This is a genomic window from Bacillus sp. MMSF_3353, assembly GCF_030733445.1.
Taxonomy (GTDB): domain Bacteria; phylum Bacillota; class Bacilli; order Bacillales; family Bacillaceae_G; genus Bacillus_A; species Bacillus_A wiedmannii.
This window is the reverse complement of sequence record NZ_JASHJA010000001.1, coordinates 773805-792971: the sequence shown is the minus strand read 5'-3', so window position 1 is coordinate 792971 and position 19167 is coordinate 773805. Positions and strand designations below refer to the sequence as shown.

Annotated in this window: 16 protein-coding genes and 1 pseudogene; 5 read left to right on the top strand and 12 right to left on the bottom strand. The window is 37.3% G+C overall.

Annotation, left to right across the window (positions count from 1 at the left end; all coding sequences use genetic code 11):
• Positions 1-88 precede the first annotated feature (88 nt).
• Complete coding sequence (locus RBB48_RS04375) at positions 89-1798, top strand: Rqc2 family fibronectin-binding protein (RefSeq protein WP_087985060.1); 1710 nt, start codon at positions 89-91, stop codon at positions 1796-1798.
• A 49-nt stretch (positions 1799-1847) separates the two neighbouring features.
• On the opposite strand, the gene RBB48_RS04370 is transcribed toward RBB48_RS04375, so the two are convergent.
• The gene (locus RBB48_RS04370) at positions 1848-3011 is read right to left on the bottom strand and encodes a lysozyme inhibitor LprI family protein (RefSeq protein WP_097889665.1); all 1164 of its coding nucleotides are present in this window, start codon (positions 3009-3011) and stop codon (positions 1848-1850) included.
• Between the two features lie 543 nt (positions 3012-3554).
• On the opposite strand from RBB48_RS04370, the gene RBB48_RS04365 reads away from it, so the two are divergent.
• The gene (locus tag RBB48_RS04365) at positions 3555-4625 is read left to right on the top strand and encodes a M24 family metallopeptidase (RefSeq protein WP_088064298.1); all 1071 of its coding nucleotides are present in this window, start codon (positions 3555-3557) and stop codon (positions 4623-4625) included.
• Positions 4626-4667: 42 nt separating this feature from the next.
• Here the strand turns inward: RBB48_RS04365 and RBB48_RS04360 are convergent.
• Both RBB48_RS04360 and RBB48_RS04355 read right to left on the bottom strand, forming a co-directional pair.
• Positions 4668-5004: pseudogene (locus tag RBB48_RS04360) on the bottom strand (YoqO family protein).
• A gap of 15 nt (positions 5005-5019) precedes the next feature.
• Positions 5020-5385, bottom strand: coding sequence for a YoqO family protein (locus RBB48_RS04355; protein ID WP_088064299.1), 366 nt, complete (start codon positions 5383-5385; stop codon positions 5020-5022).
• A gap of 166 nt (positions 5386-5551) precedes the next feature.
• Between RBB48_RS04355 and RBB48_RS04350 the strand changes: the two genes are divergently transcribed.
• The 3 genes from RBB48_RS04350 (at position 5552) to RBB48_RS04340 (ending at position 8059) form a co-directional block, all read left to right on the top strand.
• The gene (locus tag RBB48_RS04350) at positions 5552-6937 is read left to right on the top strand and encodes a hypothetical protein (protein WP_088064300.1); all 1386 of its coding nucleotides are present in this window, start codon (positions 5552-5554) and stop codon (positions 6935-6937) included.
• Positions 6938-7104: 167 nt separating this feature from the next.
• Positions 7105-7359, top strand: coding sequence for a YbeF family protein (locus RBB48_RS04345; RefSeq protein WP_001003934.1), 255 nt, complete (start codon positions 7105-7107; stop codon positions 7357-7359).
• Between the two features lie 22 nt (positions 7360-7381).
• Positions 7382-8059 carry an HAD family hydrolase gene (locus RBB48_RS04340; RefSeq protein WP_097889664.1) on the top strand — a complete coding sequence of 226 codons (678 nt, stop codon included), beginning with the start codon at positions 7382-7384 and terminating at the stop codon, positions 8057-8059.
• A gap of 39 nt (positions 8060-8098) precedes the next feature.
• Here the strand turns inward: RBB48_RS04340 and pyrE are convergent, their stop codons facing one another.
• The 9 genes from pyrE to uraA all read right to left on the bottom strand — a co-directional run bounded on the left by pyrE (position 8099) and on the right by uraA (position 19044).
• Positions 8099-8731 (bottom strand): orotate phosphoribosyltransferase, encoded by a 633-nt coding sequence (gene pyrE, locus RBB48_RS04335; RefSeq protein ID WP_097889663.1) that lies wholly within the window; start codon positions 8729-8731, stop codon positions 8099-8101.
• On the bottom strand, positions 8728-9444 hold the full coding sequence (gene pyrF, locus RBB48_RS04330) for an orotidine-5'-phosphate decarboxylase (RefSeq protein ID WP_097889662.1): 717 nt from the start codon (positions 9442-9444) through the stop codon (positions 8728-8730). Before pyrF ends, pyrE begins: the two co-directional genes overlap by 4 nt.
• Positions 9429-10358 carry a dihydroorotate oxidase B catalytic subunit gene (gene pyrD / locus RBB48_RS04325; RefSeq protein ID WP_001081053.1) on the bottom strand — a complete coding sequence of 310 codons (930 nt, stop codon included), beginning with the start codon at positions 10356-10358 and terminating at the stop codon, positions 9429-9431. The genes pyrF and pyrD overlap by 16 nt, the downstream gene beginning before the upstream one ends.
• Positions 10355-11134 (bottom strand): dihydroorotate oxidase B electron transfer subunit, encoded by a 780-nt coding sequence (gene pyrK / locus RBB48_RS04320; RefSeq protein ID WP_000983346.1) that lies wholly within the window; start codon positions 11132-11134, stop codon positions 10355-10357. The genes pyrD and pyrK overlap by 4 nt, the downstream gene beginning before the upstream one ends.
• Positions 11131-14349: a carbamoyl-phosphate synthase large subunit gene (gene carB / locus RBB48_RS04315; protein WP_097889661.1), complete on the bottom strand. Its 3219-nt coding sequence runs from the start codon at positions 14347-14349 to the stop codon at positions 11131-11133. The genes pyrK and carB overlap by 4 nt, the downstream gene beginning before the upstream one ends.
• The gene (locus tag RBB48_RS04310) at positions 14334-15431 is read right to left on the bottom strand and encodes a carbamoyl phosphate synthase small subunit (RefSeq protein WP_097889660.1); all 1098 of its coding nucleotides are present in this window, start codon (positions 15429-15431) and stop codon (positions 14334-14336) included. The genes carB and RBB48_RS04310 overlap by 16 nt, the downstream gene beginning before the upstream one ends.
• Positions 15428-16714 (bottom strand): dihydroorotase, encoded by a 1287-nt coding sequence (pyrC, locus tag RBB48_RS04305; RefSeq protein ID WP_001108374.1) that lies wholly within the window; start codon positions 16712-16714, stop codon positions 15428-15430. Before pyrC ends, RBB48_RS04310 begins: the two co-directional genes overlap by 4 nt.
• Positions 16698-17612 carry an aspartate carbamoyltransferase gene (gene pyrB / locus RBB48_RS04300; RefSeq protein ID WP_048546070.1) on the bottom strand — a complete coding sequence of 305 codons (915 nt, stop codon included), beginning with the start codon at positions 17610-17612 and terminating at the stop codon, positions 16698-16700. Before pyrB ends, pyrC begins: the two co-directional genes overlap by 17 nt.
• A gap of 148 nt (positions 17613-17760) precedes the next feature.
• The gene (gene uraA, locus RBB48_RS04295) at positions 17761-19044 is read right to left on the bottom strand and encodes a uracil permease (RefSeq protein ID WP_000435919.1); all 1284 of its coding nucleotides are present in this window, start codon (positions 19042-19044) and stop codon (positions 17761-17763) included.
• Positions 19045-19167 lie beyond the last annotated feature (123 nt).

The window sequence follows — 19167 nt, the reverse complement described above, 5'->3', positions numbered from 1 at the left end:
GATTCCAGACATACTCTATTGAAAGCTTATTCAGCCTCGTCCAAAAAAATGCTATAATTAACTTTTAGTTAGAAAGGAGTGTTCATTTATGGCATTCGATGGATTATTTACAAGAGCAATTACACATGAAATTGCAAATTCTCTTTACACAGGAAGAATTTCCAAAATATATCAACCTTCAAAATACGAGATTTTATTACATATTCGAGCAAACGGAAAAAATCAAAAACTAATTCTTTCCGCTCATCCGACATATGCACGTTTACACTTAACAAATCAAAATTACGATTCACCTGCACTTCCGCCAATGTTTTGTATGCTTCTTCGTAAGCATTTAGAAGGTGGGTTCATTGAAAAAATTGAACAAATTGATTTAGAGCGCATTATTCAAATTACCGTTCGTAGCAGAAATGAAATTGGTGACGAATCGCTAAAAACATTAGTAATTGAAATAATGGGACGACATAGTAACATCATTTTAGTAGACACAAAAACAAACAATATTTTAGATAGCTTAAAACACGTTTCTTTAGCGGTAAACAGACATCGGACTGTATATGCTGGAGCGGAGTACATTGCACCACCAGCACAACATAAAATTAACCCACTCCAGATTGAAACAAATGATGAATTTATTAGACCGCTAGACTTTCTATCTGGAAATATGGATAAACAGCTTGTCGGCACCTTCACGGGAATTTCGCCGTTATTCGCAAAAGAAGTAGTGAAAAAAGCAGGTATGGTAAATGAAAAAGCATTAGCGGACGCATTTTTCTCCATACAAAAACCATTACTAACTCATACATATTCACCAACAATGACTACTTCAAATGGGAAAGAATTCTTTTATCTTTTCCCTCTTGCACACTTGCAAGGAGAAGACAAGACATTCTCATCTGTTAGTGAATTGCTAGACCGTTTCTTTTTCGGAAAAGCAGAGCGCGACCGTGTAAAACAACAAGCTTATGATTTAGAGCGCTTTATGCAAAACGAAAAAAATAAAAATGAGAAGAAACTCATTAAACTAGAAAAAACATTACAAGATGCCGGAAAAGCAGATAAATATCAACTATTCGGAGAACTACTTACAGCCAATATGTACGCTTTGAAAAAAGGTGATAAAGATATTGAAGTCGTTAACTATTACGACGAAAATGGCGGAACTGTAAAAATTACATTAGATCCTTTAAAAACACCATCTGACAATGCGCAACGCTATTTCCAAAAGTACCAAAAAGCGAAAAATTCAGTTGTTGTTGTAGAAGAACAAATCGAAAAAACAAATGAAGAAATTATTTATTTTGATAGCTTACTTCAACAAATGGAAGCTGCTTCTTCAAAAGATATTGAAGAAATTCGCGAGGAATTAGCTGAAGAAGGTTATATGCGCAATCGTAAAGCAAAAAATGCTAAGAAGAAACCAACTAAACCGGTATTAGACAAATATTTAGCTAGTGACGGAACAGAAATTTTCGTCGGTAAAAACAACAAGCAAAATGATTATTTAACAACGAAGTTTGCCCGTCGTGATGAAATTTGGTTACATACGAAAGATATCCCTGGGTCTCATGTTGTCATTCGTTCTCTTGAACCTACCGAAGAAACCGTGTTAGAAGCTGCTAAAATCGCTGCCTATTTCAGTAAAGCAAAAGATTCTAGTTCTGTTCCTGTAGATTTCACCAAAATACGCCATGTCAAAAAACCGAGTGGTGCAAAACTTGGTTTTGTTACGTACGACAATCAGCAAACCGTATATGTAACACCTGATGCTGATACTGTAATGAAATTAAAAGCGTAAATAAAAAATGCGTTGCTTATAAGCAACGCATTTTTTACATTCGTTCACACTAGTTCATATACCCATTCACTAATTCATAACATCTTTCTTTTGTCATCTTGTATTTTTCATCTGCTGCTTCAATATATTTCATCGTTCCATTATTTTCATCCATAGCAATTGCTTTAACCTTACTTTCCTTTTCTTTAACCCATGCAACTTGTTTCTTTTTCAACGACTGAAACGCATCAGCTGACATCGTATTTTTTAATGTGCTGTAAATTTCATTTAGTTTATTATCCCACAGTTGATAATTTCCTTCTATTTCATTTACTATGTCATTTGTTGACATAACATTTGTATGTTTTTCTTGGTTTTCTAGAGCTGCTAACTCATTTAAAACCTTAGTTTTCCCCACCGCTGACGAAGTTTCTTTTTTTGAACTAGTAGACGTACTAGAATCATTCCCCTTAACTGTTTCTTGCTCTTGAACAAAATCTTTTTTCGTTACCTTTTCTTGCTCTTCATCATCTACATTGTGAGTAATAACCGAGTTTTTTGCGTCGACAGCAACTACTCCGTTACTTTCTTTAAAAATATATTTTTTATTTCCACTATTCTCTTCTCTAACGAAAGAGACATTCTTGAAACCTTGTACTCTAAGAAGTTCTTTAGCTTCTTCTTTAGTTAACTTTAAATCTACTGACGTATTTGATGACCATCTATCCATTAACCATTTTCCATCGGTATACACTAAGACAAATTCCCACATCTCCGCTTCATTACCCATATCATTTGCAAGAGTAAGCGTCTCAATCTTTAAGACATCATTTTTCTGTGAATAAGTTGTCCTCACGTCCGGCTCAATATGAATCGGAAATGGTAACATATCTGTTTCCCTTGATCTATTAAATGTATCAAGCAATCCTGGAAGCTCCTTCTCCACAAACTTATCTGAAACTAGCCCCTCAACGCCTTTTTTAGCTGTAGCTAAATCTCCAGGATTATTTCGGCTCCATCCATTTTCTTTTTCCATCTCACTAAATGCATTTGCTATTGCATCTACACTCTTTCTTACAATCTTTTTCGCTTCTTTTTCTTTCACTTCTGGCGCTTCATCAAGCTGTTCAATCGTTTCATTTACTTGAACTTTGTTTTCACCTTTTTCACAACCTGTTACAACTAGCATACTAGCAGCCAAGCAAAATGATATTACTTTACTTAATTTCTTCATGTACTCACAATCCTTATTCCTTCATATTCGTTACGTTTCCCTATTTCCGAGAGAAATCCAACAATTACCTATTATATCAATAACAGTTGTTTATTTATATATTAAATTTTATATCAGAACGAAACAAAGGACATACTTTCAAAATATATACTAAAAACCTCTTATCCTTTTCTTCCATATTGTCAAAAAAATTGACAGCGCTCTTTCGAATTTGTATAAAATTTTTGACACCTTGTAAAGAAACTGAAATTGTGATCGATATTTTTCTCATTCTCCCACTGATAATTGAAATAATCTGTATTTCACGAGCAGCCCACCACCCATAAATAGCGGGATAAAGTGAAACTTTAATCAGTGGGGGTTTTCTTCATCCCCCACCTAACTCCTTTGCTTTCGCTGAATTTTGAGGTGTGGGTCTTACTGCCCATTAAAGCGGGATAAATTCCCTACCTAAAAGATATGCAATTTCTGTTATCTTTTCTCTAACAATATTTTTTGGCACGCTATTTGCTTTATTCAATACTGTGAATAGGGGGAATTAACATGACTTTAAAAATTAATAAAATCCAAAATCAACTACAAAATTATGAAATTGACGGATTGCTTATTACAAAAAAAGAAAATCGCCAATATGCAACAGGCTTTACAGGTAGTGCTGGCGTCGTCTTAATCTCTGCGGATAAAGCTGTTTTTATAACTGATTTTCGCTATGTAGATCAAGCAAAATCACAAATAAAAGATGCTGAAATTATTATGCATAAAGGAAATTTAGAAAAAGAAATTGCAAATCAAGTATCAAAATTAAACATTCAAAAACTCGGAATTGAAGAGAACAACATGACATTGCAACAATATAAAAACTTACAAAAATACGTACATGTAGAAATGGTTCAAGTGTGCGAAATCATCGAAAATATTCGTATTATTAAAGACATGCCTGAAATAGAAACAATGAAAATCGCAGCTAATATTGCTGACGAAGCATTTCACCACATCCTTACGTTTCTAAAACCAGGAATAAGTGAAAATGATGTACGAGATGAGTTAGAATTTTTCATGAGAAAAAAAGGAGCTACATCCTCTTCATTCCAAATCATTGTAGCTTCTGGCGTTCGTTCTTCACTTCCTCATGGAGTTGCATCAAATAAAATAATCGAACGAGGCGACGTTGTTACATTAGATTTCGGTGCACTTTACGATGGATATTGTTCCGATATAACTCGTACTGTAGCAATCGGAGAACCATCCGAAGAATTCAAAAAGATATACAATGTTGTACGAGAAGCGTTAAAACGTGGGACTGAAGCAATTAAGCCTGGAGAAACTGCGAAAAGTATCGATGATATAACGAGAGATTACATTACAGAACATGGATACGGTCAATATTTTGGACACTCTACTGGTCATGGTCTTGGATTAGAAATACATGAACCTCTTCGTCTATCCCAAGAAAGTAAGGCTACTTTAGAAGAAGGTATGGTTGTTACCGTTGAACCTGGTATTTACATACCAAACTGGGGCGGTTGTAGAATTGAAGATGATATTGTCATCACAAAAGACGGATATGAAGTTATTACAAAATCAAATCGGGAACTAATTGTTATCCCTTGTTGAAATCATAGAAAAAAATGCCACCGAATAAGGTGGCATTTTCTTTTATTCATTAGCGAATAGCTTTTCATTTACTTTTTTAGCGACTACCGCTACCAACATTAAAATGCATATTAAATATATCGATTTCGCAATAAATAACCAGCCTTGAAACATTACAATTCCATCTATTATCTCATTTCCTTTCAATAACAAAAATGGAATCGTGCTTATTACAATGACAAACTCGATGCTGAAAACAATTTTCTTTTTTCGGCTATATGCCTTCCATTCTTTCCAGCGATACATAGGTGCAAAAATCAATACTCCTATACATATGCCCTGAAACAACTGATAATAGTAAACAAACGAGCACACCATAATAACCTATTTTCTCTCTCATTCGTACTCCCCCATTCTACTTCTCCTTTAATATGTAACTTACTACGCTTATAACAATTCTTAGAAAAACAACAACGACAATTACAAGATAAAGACCTTTTGCAGAAGACATCCATTCTTGAAAAATAGACATTTTCTCCATTTGCTTCTGCCCTTCTATTAAAATAAACCCTACGAAAAATGAGCAAATAACAATGATACCTATCATCATTCCGATACTTTTCTTACTATATTGTTTCATATCTTCCCAGTTATATAAAAGTATAAATACAAACCCGAAAACAGGTATAATACTGATCCATTCATTACTTGTAAACAGATTCAAAATGATTAATAGACTACAAGAAAGGATGAATCCCCAAAACCCAATTTTTTTGCGCATAAACCCTCCTTAAATTCCATTTTTAGGATTAATTGTATTGTAACATCCATTTCTACTTCTTACCATTACAGTACATGAAATTTCACTTTTTTCTTTTTCCTATACTCACATACTTTTACTGCTTTCATACAATAAACTACACGAATGCCTAAAGGATGTGAATGTTATGGGAGTTGAATTAACGCTGTTGCATGCTCTCTATATTCTTTGTTTACTCACTATTATTACTTTTTTTATTCTCCGGAAAGATACGACGATTATTTGTATCGTTTTTATCTTTTTATTAGCATTAACCGCTACAAGTTCTATCCCTCTTGCCGTTAGCGGTATTTTTCAAAGTTTCATTTACGCTATTACTGAACTATTACCAACTATATTAATCATCTCCATTATCGTATCAATGAGCAATCTACTCGTTCATACTGGCATAAATGATACGATGATTTCACCATTTACAAAGATGATTCGTACCCCTACCCTCGCCTACTGGATTATCGGCCTTTTAATGATGACAATTTCTTTCTTCTTTTGGCCTTCTCCAGCTGTCGCTTTAATGGGAGCTATTTTATTACCCGTCGCTGTACGCGTCGGCCTTCCACCAATTGGAGTTGCCATTGCTATGAACTTGTTCGGACACGGCATCGCCTTATCTGGTGACTTCGTTATTCAAGGTGCACCGAAATTAACAGCGGATGCTGCTGGTTTTCCTGTTTCCAGCGTTGTTTCTGCCAGTGTTCCCCTCGTTATCGTTATGGGTATTGTGACAACTTCCGTCGCATTTTTCTTCTTACGAAAAGAATTCCATACAGGCTTATCTATACAAGAATCTATCCCATCAACTGAGTCTTCTAAAACGCTCACTTCATTATCTCCTCGGACAAAAAAATGGCTCGCTATTTGTATTCCGATCGTATATGCCATCGATATCCTTTGCATGATTCAATTTAAACTACAAGGAAGCGACGCAACTGCACTTATCGGCGGGACGACTGTTATTATGATTATCATTATTTCCCTCATCGCTTACAAAGGAAATGGACTGAATAAAACGACCGATTATTTTATAGAAGGGCTCCAATTTGGATTTAAAATTTTCGGCCCAGTTATTCCAATTGCTGCACTCTTTTATTTAGGAGATAGCGGTTTTGTAAAAATTATCGGAGACTATTTACCGAAAGGTTCACATGGAATCATTAACGACTTAGGGATCGCCTTATCTCAAACTGTTCCTTTAAACCAATATGTATCGGCGGGAACATTAACTATCGTTGGTGTCATAACAGGCTTAGATGGGTCTGGTTTTTCCGGTATATCACTTGCTGGTTCAATTGCCAATCTTTTCGGAACAGCACTTGGGCATGGAACAGCTACATTAACAGCACTCGGGCAAATTGCTGCAATCTGGACCGGAGGCGGGACTTTAATTCCTTGGGCGCTTATTCCTGCCGCTGCCATTTGTAAAGTGGATCCATTTGAACTTGCAAGACGAAATTTTTTACCGGTTGTGATTGGCTTAATTGTCACCACAATCGTTGCGATGTTTATCCTATAACATAAGCAAGTGTTCTCTTGCTTATGTTTTTTTATTGTAAAATTCATCATGAATTACTGGCTTTCAAAAGGAGTTATGTATATGTTAGCGAAATTATATTAAGAGAGTATTTATTCCAAAACGTTTACGAGAAACAGATTACTTCCATTAGAAAAGGGGACATAACTATGAATGAATTGATTTTCGTCTTATTAATTTGTCCATTACTTATCTTTATCGTTTCTGTTATTGGAACGCGCAAGACGAAAACGTATTACGTAATGCCGATTGTAACGTTTGCTAGTTTTTTAATAATAGGTGTTATCGCCTTTACTCCAAAATTTTTCTTTTGGGTTGGCATGTATAGCATTTTCTCATTTATTGTTTCTTATATGACGCTATTGTTTGTAAGAGGATATGAAGTTGCGGAAAATGCTAAATAGTTGTTAGCAAGGAGACAGGAATATGGTTTTCTTTGATATTGATGGAACTTTACTTGATTATGAGGCCGCTGAAAGAAATGGTATTATAGATTTTTTTCAAATATATAATACTATTTTTTCAGGCAATGAATTAGAGGCAACGAAAGTCTGGCATGAATTATCAGAAGAATATTTCAACAAATTTTTATCCAAAGAATTATCTTTTCAAGAACAACAAAGTATGCGAATGTATCATTTATTTAAAGCATATGGAGTAAACTTATCTCCCGAGGAATCTCAGCATAAATTCAATCAATATATAGAACTATATAAGAACAACTGGACCGCGTTTGAAGATGTAAACTATACATTACAGACCTTGCAGGAAAAAGGGCACTCATTAGGTATCATTAGTAATGGTGAATATGAGCAACAAGTCGAAAAGTTAACTACTCTAAACATTCTACAATATTTCAAATACATATTTACTTCTAGTGAAATTGGGATATCGAAACCAGACCCTAAAATTTTTCAAAGAACTGTATTACAATCAAATCTTGAAATGAAAGATTGCTATTATATTGGCGATCGATTAGAAACAGATGCAATTAGTAGTACAGCAGCTGGAATGCATGGGATATGGTTAAATCGGGATAACTTGCAACTCAAGTTTGATGTTCCTACTATCTGTTCTTTACATGAAGTTTTAACAATAATATAAAAAGACGACCGCGTTCCCCCGCGGTCGTCTTTTTTCGTGTTACGCTGTGATCCAAGCTTCATTAGCTGGATTTTTACGCCACTCTTGTAATTTTTTCGTTTCAGCTTGTCCGATCATACCTTTTTCTGCTGCAACTTCAGTTAATGCACTGTAATCACTTAAAGAATATGATGCTACGTTTGCTACTTCTAGTTTCTCTTTTCCTGACTCAAGCTCGTATGTGAAGATTGATACGATTCCTAATACTTCACAGCCAGCTTCGCGAAGTGCTTCTACACATGTAATTGCACTACCGCCAGTTGAAATTAAGTCTTCTACTACTACTACTTTTTGACCTTTTTCAGCTTTTCCTTCGATTTGGTTCCCTTTACCGTGACCTTTTGCTTTACTACGCACGTAGCACATTGGTAAATCCATACGATCGCTTACCCATGCAGCGTGCGCAATACCAGCAGTTGCTGTTCCTGCAATAACTTCTACAGTTGGGAAGTGCTCTTTAATTAACTCTTCTAATCCAGCTGCAATCGCTTGACGTACTTTTGGATAAGATAAAGTTAAACGATTATCACAATAAATTGGTGATTTCATACCTGAAGACCAAGTGAATGGATCATTCGGTTGTAAAAATACTGCTCCAATTTCTAATAAATGCGATGCGATTTCTTTTTTCATACTGTTACACCTTCCCACTGTTGTTTTACTGTTTTATACGCTTCAAGCGGATTTCCCGCTTTTGTAATACTACGTCCAACTACGATGTAGCTTGAGCCAAGTTCCCTCGCACGTTTCGGTGTTGCTACGCGCACCTGGTCATTTACATCATCGCTTGCAAGACGAATCCCCGGTGTTACTGTTACAAATTCATTTCCGCATACTTCACGTAATTTCGGAACTTCAAGTGTTGAACAAACAACACCATCAAGTCCACTTTCTTTCGTTAGTTTTGCATAATGAGCAACCGCTTCTTCTAACGTTTTCTCAATGCCAATCTCTTTTTTCATCATAGCTTCCGAAGTGCTTGTTAGTTGTGTAACTGCAATACAAATCGGTCTCTCTTTTCCTTCTTGCTTACCTTCCTCTAATCCCTCAATCGCAGCTTTCATCATACTGCTTCCCCCAGCAGCATGAACATTTACCATATCAACATCTAGACTAGCTAGGCTACGCATAGCGCTTTTTACTGTATTCGGAATATCATGAAGTTTTAAATCTAGGAAGATCTTATGCCCTTTTTCTTTTAAGTACGTAATAATCGCAGGGCCTTCTTTGTAAAATAACTCCATACCCACTTTGACAAATAACTCTTCCCCTTCAAAGTGGTGTAAGAATTGTTCTACATCTTGTTTCCCTGGAAAATCTAGTGCAACGATTAACGACTGTGACATGTTTGTTTCCAGCTCCTTCCTTGACATTCCGAAATATGATCAAATCCTAATTCATCTAGTAATGCTGGTAATTCTTCAATAATTGTCGGACATACGAACGGATCGATAAAGTTCGCTGTTCCAACTGCAACCGCGCTTGCGCCAGCATAGAAGAATTCAATTACATCTTCCGCAGTTTCAATACCACCCATTCCGATAATCGGAATGTTAACCGCTTGACTTACTTCATGTACCATACGAATTGCTACTGGCTTAATCGCAGGACCTGATAATCCGCCTGTACGGTTTGCTAAAATTGGTTTAGCTGTTTTTAAATCTAGACGCATACCAAGCAATGTATTAATCATCGTTAAACCGTCCGCACCCGCATTTTCAATTGCTTTTGCAATCTCCACAATGTTTGCCACGTTCGGTGACAATTTCACATATACCGGTACTTCAGAAACCTCTTTTACTCGCTTCGTTAAATCAGCAGCAATTTCAGGATTCGTACCAAAAGCGATACCACCCGTTTTTACGTTTGGACAAGAAATATTTAATTCTAGCGCATGAACATTAGGTGCCTTTGAAATTTCTTTCGCAACTGCTACATAATCCTCAGCTTGTGAGCCAGCAACATTCGCAATAATCGGAAGATCAAATTGCTCGAGAAAAGGTAATTCAGAATTCATTACCTTTTCTAATCCAGGATTTTGAAGCCCGATTGCATTTAGCATTCCGCCTGGTGTTTCCGCAACACGAGGCGTTGGGTTTCCGTAACGAGGCTGTTCTGTTGTCGCTTTAATCATAATTGATCCAAGTACACTTAAATCATAGAACTGTGCATACTCACGACCAAATCCGAAGCAACCAGATGCTGGGATGATTGGATTTTTTAATGATAACCCTGGTAATTCAACTTGCAATCTGTTCATAGTACAACCTCCCCGATTGGAAATACTGGTCCGTCGCTACACACCTTCTTGTAAGAATGTCCACTCGGATCTGCTTGTAAATGGCATACACATGCGAAACATGCTCCAATGCCACAGCCCATACGCTCTTCTAATGAAATGTAGGCTTTTCTCTCTTTATAGCGTCCTTCTAATGCACGAAGCATCGCTAAAGGTCCACATGAGTATAGAATGTCAAAGTCGATTCCATAGCTATCAATTACATCTGTTACAAAGCCTTCTGTACCATGCGTACCATCAACTGTTGCAACATACGTATCACCAAGCTCTGCGAATTTCTCTTCATAGAAGACAACATCTTTCGTTTGGAAACCTAAGATGTGAATAACGCGTACTCCCTTTGCTACAAGACGCTGTGACAATTCATATAGTGGTGGTACACCAATTCCCCCTCCAACTAATAGAGCCGTTTGTCCAGCTTCCGCTTCTTCTACAGGAAAACCATGTCCAAGTGGTCCTAACACATCTACAAGTTCGCCTTGTTTTCTTTTCGCTAATGTTTTTGTTCCTTGTCCTTCCGCACGATATAGCATTGTAAATTCGTTCTTGTCTTGATCGACATTACAAATACTAATTGGGCGGCGCAGAAGGGGCGTAATGCCCTCTGCTACCTTAATGTGTACAAACTGCCCTGGATCGTTCATTTGCTGCACTAGATCCCCTTGAAGCACTAATTCGTAAATGTTTTTTGCGATTTCTTTTTGGTTAACGACGATCATATTTTGCTTTTGCATCATGCATGTACCACCTCGTGACGCTTCGTTTGCGTAATTTCTTTCATTGAATGAGCTGAGAATGTCATAGATTCTAGTACTCGTAAGATTGCTCTCGTTGTATCAAGTGATGTTAAGCAAGCCACACCATTTTCTACTGATTCACGGCGAATGCGGAAACCATCACGCGCTGGTTGTTTGCCTTTTGTTAATGTATTGATTACAAACTGTGCTTTTCCTTGACGGATAATATCAAGTAAGTTGTATTCTTCAGAATCAATTTTATTTACAACTTGCACTGGAATGTTTTGCTCTGCTAACGATTGTGCTGTTCCAGCTGTTGCTAATAAGTTATAGCCGATTTCGTGGAAACGTTTTGCAATTTCCATTGCTTCTTCTTTATCTTTATCCGCTACAGTGATGATTACTGATCCGTGCGTTGGGATGTTAATTCCTGAAGCAACTAACCCTTTGTATAATGCTTTTTCAAGTGTTAAGTCTTTACCCATTACTTCCCCTGTTGATTTCATTTCAGGTCCTAATGTTGTATCAACTGAACGTAGCTTCGCAAATGAGAATACCGGTGCTTTTACATACACTTCTTTCTCTTCTGGGTGATAACCAGTTCCATATCCTTGTTCTACAAGATCTTGACCTAAAATAACTTTCGTTGCAACATTCGCCATCGGTACGCCTGTAATTTTACTTAAGAATGGTACTGTACGACTCGCACGTGGATTTACTTCAATTACATACACTTCATCTTTGAATACTACAAACTGAATGTTTAGTAATCCAACAATGTTTAAACCTTTTCCAAGTGCAATTGTATGTTCAATAATTTGTTCTTTCAGTTTTGCAGATAAGCTTTGCGGTGGATATACTCCGATTGAGTCACCAGAGTGAACTCCAGCGCGTTCAATATGTTCCATAATACCTGGAATGAATACATTCTCACCGTCTGAAATTGCATCTACTTCAATTTCTTTACCAACCATGTAACGATCGATTAATACTGGGTGATCTGCGTGAACTTTAACCGCATTTTTCATGTAGTGCAGCAGTTCTTCTTGACGATATACGATTTCCATCGCGCGTCCACCTAGTACGTAAGATGGTCTTACTAATACTGGGTAACCAATTTTTTCAGCGATTGCTACCGCTTGCTCTACAGTCGTTGCTGTTTTACCAACTGGTTGCGGAATACCAAGTTGTGTTAGAGCTGCTTCAAACTTATCACGATCTTCTGCACGGTCTAAATCTTCAAGTGATGTTCCTAAGATTTTCACACCGTGAGCCTCTAATTTAGCAGCTAAGTTAATTGCCGTTTGTCCACCGAATTGGACGATAACACCTTCTGGTTTTTCTAAATCGATAATGTGCATTACATCTTCGATTGTTAATGGTTCAAAGTATAATTTGTCAGAAATACTGAAGTCTGTTGAAACTGTTTCTGGATTGTTATTAACAATGATTGCCTCATATCCCGCTTCTTTAATTGCCCATACAGAGTGAACTGTTGCATAGTCAAACTCAACACCTTGACCGATACGGATTGGACCAGATCCTAGAACTACTACACTCTTACGATCTGTTCTAACTGATTCATTCTCGTCACCATATGTGCTGTAGTAGTATGGTGTTGCAGATTCAAACTCTGCCGCACAAGTATCTACCATTTTATAAACAGGAGTTATGTTGCTTTCTTTACGCATATCGTAAATTTCACGCTCTGTTTTGTTCCAAGCATTGGCGATGTAATGGTCACTGAAGCCCATTTCCTTCGCTGATTGTAATACTTCCATATTTCCTACATTTGCTTTTACTTCGCGTTCCATGTTTACGATATTTTCAACTTTTTGTAAGAAGAAGAAGTCCATTTCACACCAATTGTTGATTTCTTCTTTCGTTACACCTTGACGAATTGCTTCTGCTACAATAAACAGTCGCTCATCATCAGCTTTTATAATGCGTTTTTTCATTGTCTCTTTATCAAGCTCTTTTAAATGCTCTAACTCTAAGTGATAAACACCAAGTTCTAAAGAACGAATCGCTTTTAATAATGATTGCTCTAAGTTACGTCCGATTGACATAACTTCACCAGTTGCCTTCATTTGTGTACCCAGTGTTCTGTTTGCTGATTCAAACTTATCAAATGGCCAGCGTGGAATTTTTGAAACAACATAGTCTAATGCTGGTTCGAAACAAGCATATGTTTTTTGTGTTACTGGATTTATAATTTCATCTAATGTTAAACCGACTGCAATTTTTGCCGCTAGCTTCGCAATTGGATATCCAGTTGCTTTAGATGCTAGTGCAGATGAACGACTTACACGCGGGTTTACTTCGATTACATAATATTGGAAGCTATGTGGATCAAGTGCAAGCTGAACGTTACATCCACCTTCAATTCCTAATGCACGAATAATTCGTAATGAAGTGTTTCGTAACATTTGATATTCACGGTCACTTAATGTTTGGCTCGGTGCTACAACGATAGAATCACCTGTGTGAACCCCAACTGGATCGATATTTTCCATGTTACATACTACAATCGCGTTATCATTTGAATCACGCATTACTTCATATTCAATTTCCTTACAACCAGCAATGCTCTTTTCTAATAAACATTGTGTTACCGGACTATGTTTTAATCCACCTGATACGATTTCAATTAGTTCTTCTTCATTACTACAGATTCCGCCACCTGTTCCCCCCATTGTAAATGCTGGGCGAACAATAACTGGATATCCAATTTCTTTTACAAATTCATGTGCTTCTTCTAGCGTATGAATAATGGTACTAGATGGAATTGGTTCATTTAATTCCTGCATTAAGGTACGGAATAAATCACGATCCTCCGCTTGCTCGATTGCTGATAATTTTGTTCCTAAAATTTCAACTCCGCACTCTTCAAGTATGCCTGATTTCGCAAGTTCAACAGCCATATTCAGGCCTGTTTGACCACCTAATGTTGGTAAGATTGCATCTGGACGTTCTTTACGAATGATACGGCTTACGAATTCTAGTGTTAATGGTTCTATATATACTTTATCTGCCGTTGCAGTATCTGTCATAATTGTTGCTGGGTTAGAGTTAACAAGGATTACTTTGTAACCTTCTTCTCTAAGAGATTGACAAGCTTGTGTACCAGAGTAGTCAAACTCTGCTGCTTGCCCAATTACAATTGGTCCTGATCCGATTACTAAAATTGTGTTAATGTCTAGGCGTTTTGGCATAACTCTTCCCCTTCTTTCTTGAAGTTTTCAATCATTGCTAAGAAATCTTCGAACAAATCGTTTGCATCTTCTGGTCCTGCAGAAGCTTCTGGATGGTATTGTACTGTAAATGCTGGGAACTTCGTATGACGAAGACCTTCTACTGTTCCATCATTTAAAGCAACATGTGTAATTTCAAGTTCTGTATTTTTAACTGATTCATCTTCTACTGCGTAACCATGATTTTGAGATGTAATTGCTACTTTTCCAGTTGCAAGATGTTTTACCGGATGGTTTAAACCACGGTGACCGAATTTTAACTTACTTGTATTCGCACCAGATGCTAGAGCGAATAGTTGATGTCCTAAGCAAATTCCGAATAAAGGAACTTTACCGATAATGTCTTTTAACATTTCAATTGCTTCTGGTACATCTTTTGGATCTCCAGGTCCGTTACTTAACATAATTCCATCTGGGCTAAGACGTAAAATTTCTTCTGCTGTTGTATTGTAAGGTACTACAATTACATCACAGTCACGTTTATTTAATTCTCGTAAAATACCATGTTTCATTCCGAAGTCTACAAGTACAACTCGGTGTCCACGGCCTGGGCTTGGGTATGGATCTTTCGTTGATACGCGTTTCACGTGATCTGTAAAGACTGTCGCTTTTAATTGGCTCACGATGTATTCCACATCTGCATCCATGTTACATAGACGTCCACGTAATGTACCGTATTGACGAATTTTTCTCGTTAATTTTCTTGTATCAATTCCTGCTAACCCTGGGATATTTCTTTCTTTTAAGTAATCATTTAACGAAATTTCATTACGGAAGTTTGATGGATGATCACAAATTTCGTTTACGATTAAACCATTTACAGATGGGTGAATTGATTCAAAATCGTCACGGTTGATGCCGTAGTTTCCGATTAATGGGTACGTGAATGTTACGATTTGACCGCAATATGATGGATCAGATAATGTTTCTTGATATCCAGTCATTCCTGTTGTAAATACAACCTCACCTGACTTTTCGATTTCTCCTCCGAAACCTTTTCCAATTAATACTGTTCCATCTTCTAAGATAAGTTGTCTTTTCATACTAATGCACTCTCCTTTTGCCATGCGATCTTACCACCAACGATTGTCATTACCGGCCATCCTTGGCATTTCCAACCTGCGAATGGTGTATTTTTTCCTTTTGATAAGAATGTTGTTGGGTCAATCTCTTCTTCTTGTTCTAAATCAATGATTGTAATATCAGCTGTTCTACCTTCTTTCAGGCGACCTGCTTCTAAGCCGAATGTATCAGCTGGTTTTTCTGTTAAGAATTGAATTAACTGCTCTAATGTAATAATTCCTTTTTTCACAAGGTTTGTGTATAGAAGTGGGAATGCTGTTTCAAAACCAGTAATTCCGAATGGTGCTCTTTCAATTCCTTGCGCTTTCTCTTCCGCTGTATGCGGTGCATGATCAGTTGCGATCATATCAATTGTTCCATCTAATAAACCTTCAATTAGTGCTGCGTGATCTTCTTTTCCACGAAGCGGCGGGTTCATTTTAAAGTTAGGATCAGCTGATGGGATATCATCTTCACATAACACTAAGTGATGAGGTGTTACTTCTGCTGTTACTTTAATTCCAGCGCGTTTCGCATCTCGAATTACGCGTACTGAACCTTTCGTACTTACGTGACATACGTGATAGTGACAATCTGCCGCTTCAGCAAGCAGTATATCCCTTGCAATATGTACAGATTCACATACTGATGGGATACCGTTTAATCCGTGTTTCTCAGAAAACTTCCCTTCATGTACACAACCTTTATTAATAAGAGTATTCTCTTCACAATGCGCAACTACTGCCATATTTAATTTCGCTGCACGCTTCATAGCAGCTAACATCATGCTAGCATCTTGTACGCCTACACCGTCATCAGTGAAAGCAAATGCTCCAAGTTCTTTTAATGTTTCGAAATCTGTCATTTCAGAACCAGCTTGGCGTACTGTAATTGCTCCGTATGGTAGTACGTTGACATGCGCTTTTTCTTTAATACGATTTTGCAAGTCTTCCATATGTTCTCTGCAATCTGGTACTGGGCGTGTATTTGGCATTGCACAAATTGTAGTGAATCCACCTTTTGCCGCTGCTAGTGTACCTGTTTCAATTGTTTCTTTATGTTCACCACCTGGTTCACGAAGGTGTACGTGTACATCTACTAATCCAGGTGCGATTAACTTTCCGTTCACATCGATTACTTCAGCATTATCTGCCGTAATATTTTCTGCTACCTTAGCGATTTTACCGTCTTGTACGAGAAGATCTGTTGCTACGATTTTTCCTTCTTCATTCATATAACGACCATTTTTAAACAAGTAATTCATGTTTCATTCCTCCTAATACATTTGGTAAGGCGCGTTTTAGTACAGCCATTCTTACGTAAACTCCATTTTCCATTTGTTTAAATATGCGTGAACGCTCACACTCAACAAGTTCACTTGCAATTTCAACATCACGGTTTACAGGAGCTGGATGCATAATAATGCTTCCTTCTTTCATACGCTTTTCTCTTTCCACTGTTAATCCGTGTTTCTCATGATACTCTTTCATAATGTCTGTTTCATAATGATCATGACGCTCATGTTGTACACGAAGTAACATCATTACATCCACTTCTGGAACAAGTTCATCTAATGGTTTGTATGTTCCAAACGTGCTGTCTTCATCTTTCCACTCTTCTGGACTTGCAAAGTAAATTGTTGCACCCAGTTTCGTTAATGCTTCTGCATTAGAACGTGCTACTCGGCTATGACGAATATCTCCTACTATCGCAATCTTTAATCCTTCAAATCTTCCAAACTCTTGTTTAATTGTAAGAAGATCGAGTAGGCACTGCGTTGGATGGTTTCCACATCCATCTCCAGCGTTTAAGATTGGGATATTTACCTGTTCTTTTAGTTCATCGAAGTAGCGATCTTGCTCATGGCGGACGATCACCGCTTTTGTTCCGATTGATTCCAGTGTTCTTATCGTATCGTATAAAGTTTCTCCTTTTTGTACGCTTGATGCATCCGCTGAAAAGTTTAAAACTTCAAGTCCTAATCTCTTCTCAGCAACTTCAAAGCTAAATCTCGTTCTCGTACTATTCTCAAAGAACAAGTTCGCAACAAAAGTTTGCTCTGTCGTTTTGCTCTCTTTTCCATTCGCGAAATCTTCTGCGTCTTTTAGGATTTCTGAAATTTCTACTTCCGATAATTCACTCATCGTTAACAAATGGCTCATCGTCATCCCTCATCTTTCTGATTTTTATGTTACCACTTTTGTATTTTTATAACAACTTTTGTATAAAAATACCCTAGTCATTTGAGACTAGGGTGCAAGGAAGAAGCCACCCTTTCCGGTCTCACAGGACTGAATTAAAAGGTTATTATTATGAAGCAATCTGCTTAGATTGTTTTATTTGTTTCGTTTCTGGTAGTAGTAGATTTAATAGTACACCCACAATTGCTGCTAGTGCCATTCCTTCTACTTGGAACGATTCTCCTACGTGGAGTACCGCTCCACCAATACCGATTACTAGTATTACTGATGCAATCATTAAGTTTCGTTTGTCACTTAGGTCTGTTTTATCATCTACCATCATGCGTAATCCGCTTGATGCAATTACACCGAATAGTAAGATTGATACACCACCCATAACTGGTGTTGGGATCGAATGAATCAGTGCAGAAATCTTACCGATAAATCCGAACATGATTGCAAACACTGCTGAGCCGATGAATAAGTATACACTGTATGCTCTCGTAATTGCTAACACACCGATGTTTTCACCATACGTTGTATTCGGTGGTCCACCTATTAGTGATGCAATCAATGTTGCTATTCCATCACCGAAGATTGAGCGATGTAAACCTGGTTTTTCAATTAAATCTCTTTTAATAACATTTCCTAGTACAATTTGATGTCCGATATGTTCTGAAATTGTTACTAATGCTACTGGTACCATCAAGAGTACAATCTTCCACGAAAACTCCGGAGTATATGTTACAAATGGTACTGTGAAATCTGGTACAACAAACCATTTTGCCTCAGCTACCGGCTTTAAGTTTACTAGCCCTTGGAAGTAAGCAAAGATATATCCGCCGATAATGCCCAGTAACACTGGTATGATACTGAAAAACCCTCTTCCGAATATAGAGCAGATAATTGTAATTGCTAATGTTACTAATGCTACTGAAAAGTGTGTAAAGCTATATTTGCCATCCGCACCGTTCATCGCCATGTTAACTGCTGTATGTGCTAAAGCTAGACCGATTACCATTACGACTGGACCAACTACGATTGGCGGAAGTAATTTCATAATCCACTCTGATCCTGACTTCTTAATTCCGAGTGAGATTAAGATGTACACAAGTCCTGCAAACAAACCACCAAGCATTGCTGCTCCAGGTCCACCTGCTGTTTTCGCTGTTATAATCGGTGCGATAAAGGCGAATGATGATCCTAGATAGGCAGGTACTTGACCTTTCGTTATAAGAAGAAACGCTAGCGTTCCTAATCCACTTGATATTAATGCTACTGACGGATTCAATCCTGTTAAAAACGGAACAAGCACTGTTGATCCAAACATCGCGAACAAATGTTGTATACTTAAAAATAACCATTTTCCCGGTTTCGGTACTTCATTAACGTCTAACACTGGCTTTTGTTCCATTGTTACATCCTCCTTCAGTTTAAATCTTTGCAATAAAAAAACTCTTTGTGCCTGTGCACAAAGAGTCCTACACTTTCGTATGCCAAATTTGACATATGAAAGCCAAGACCCTTTGGCAGCCTC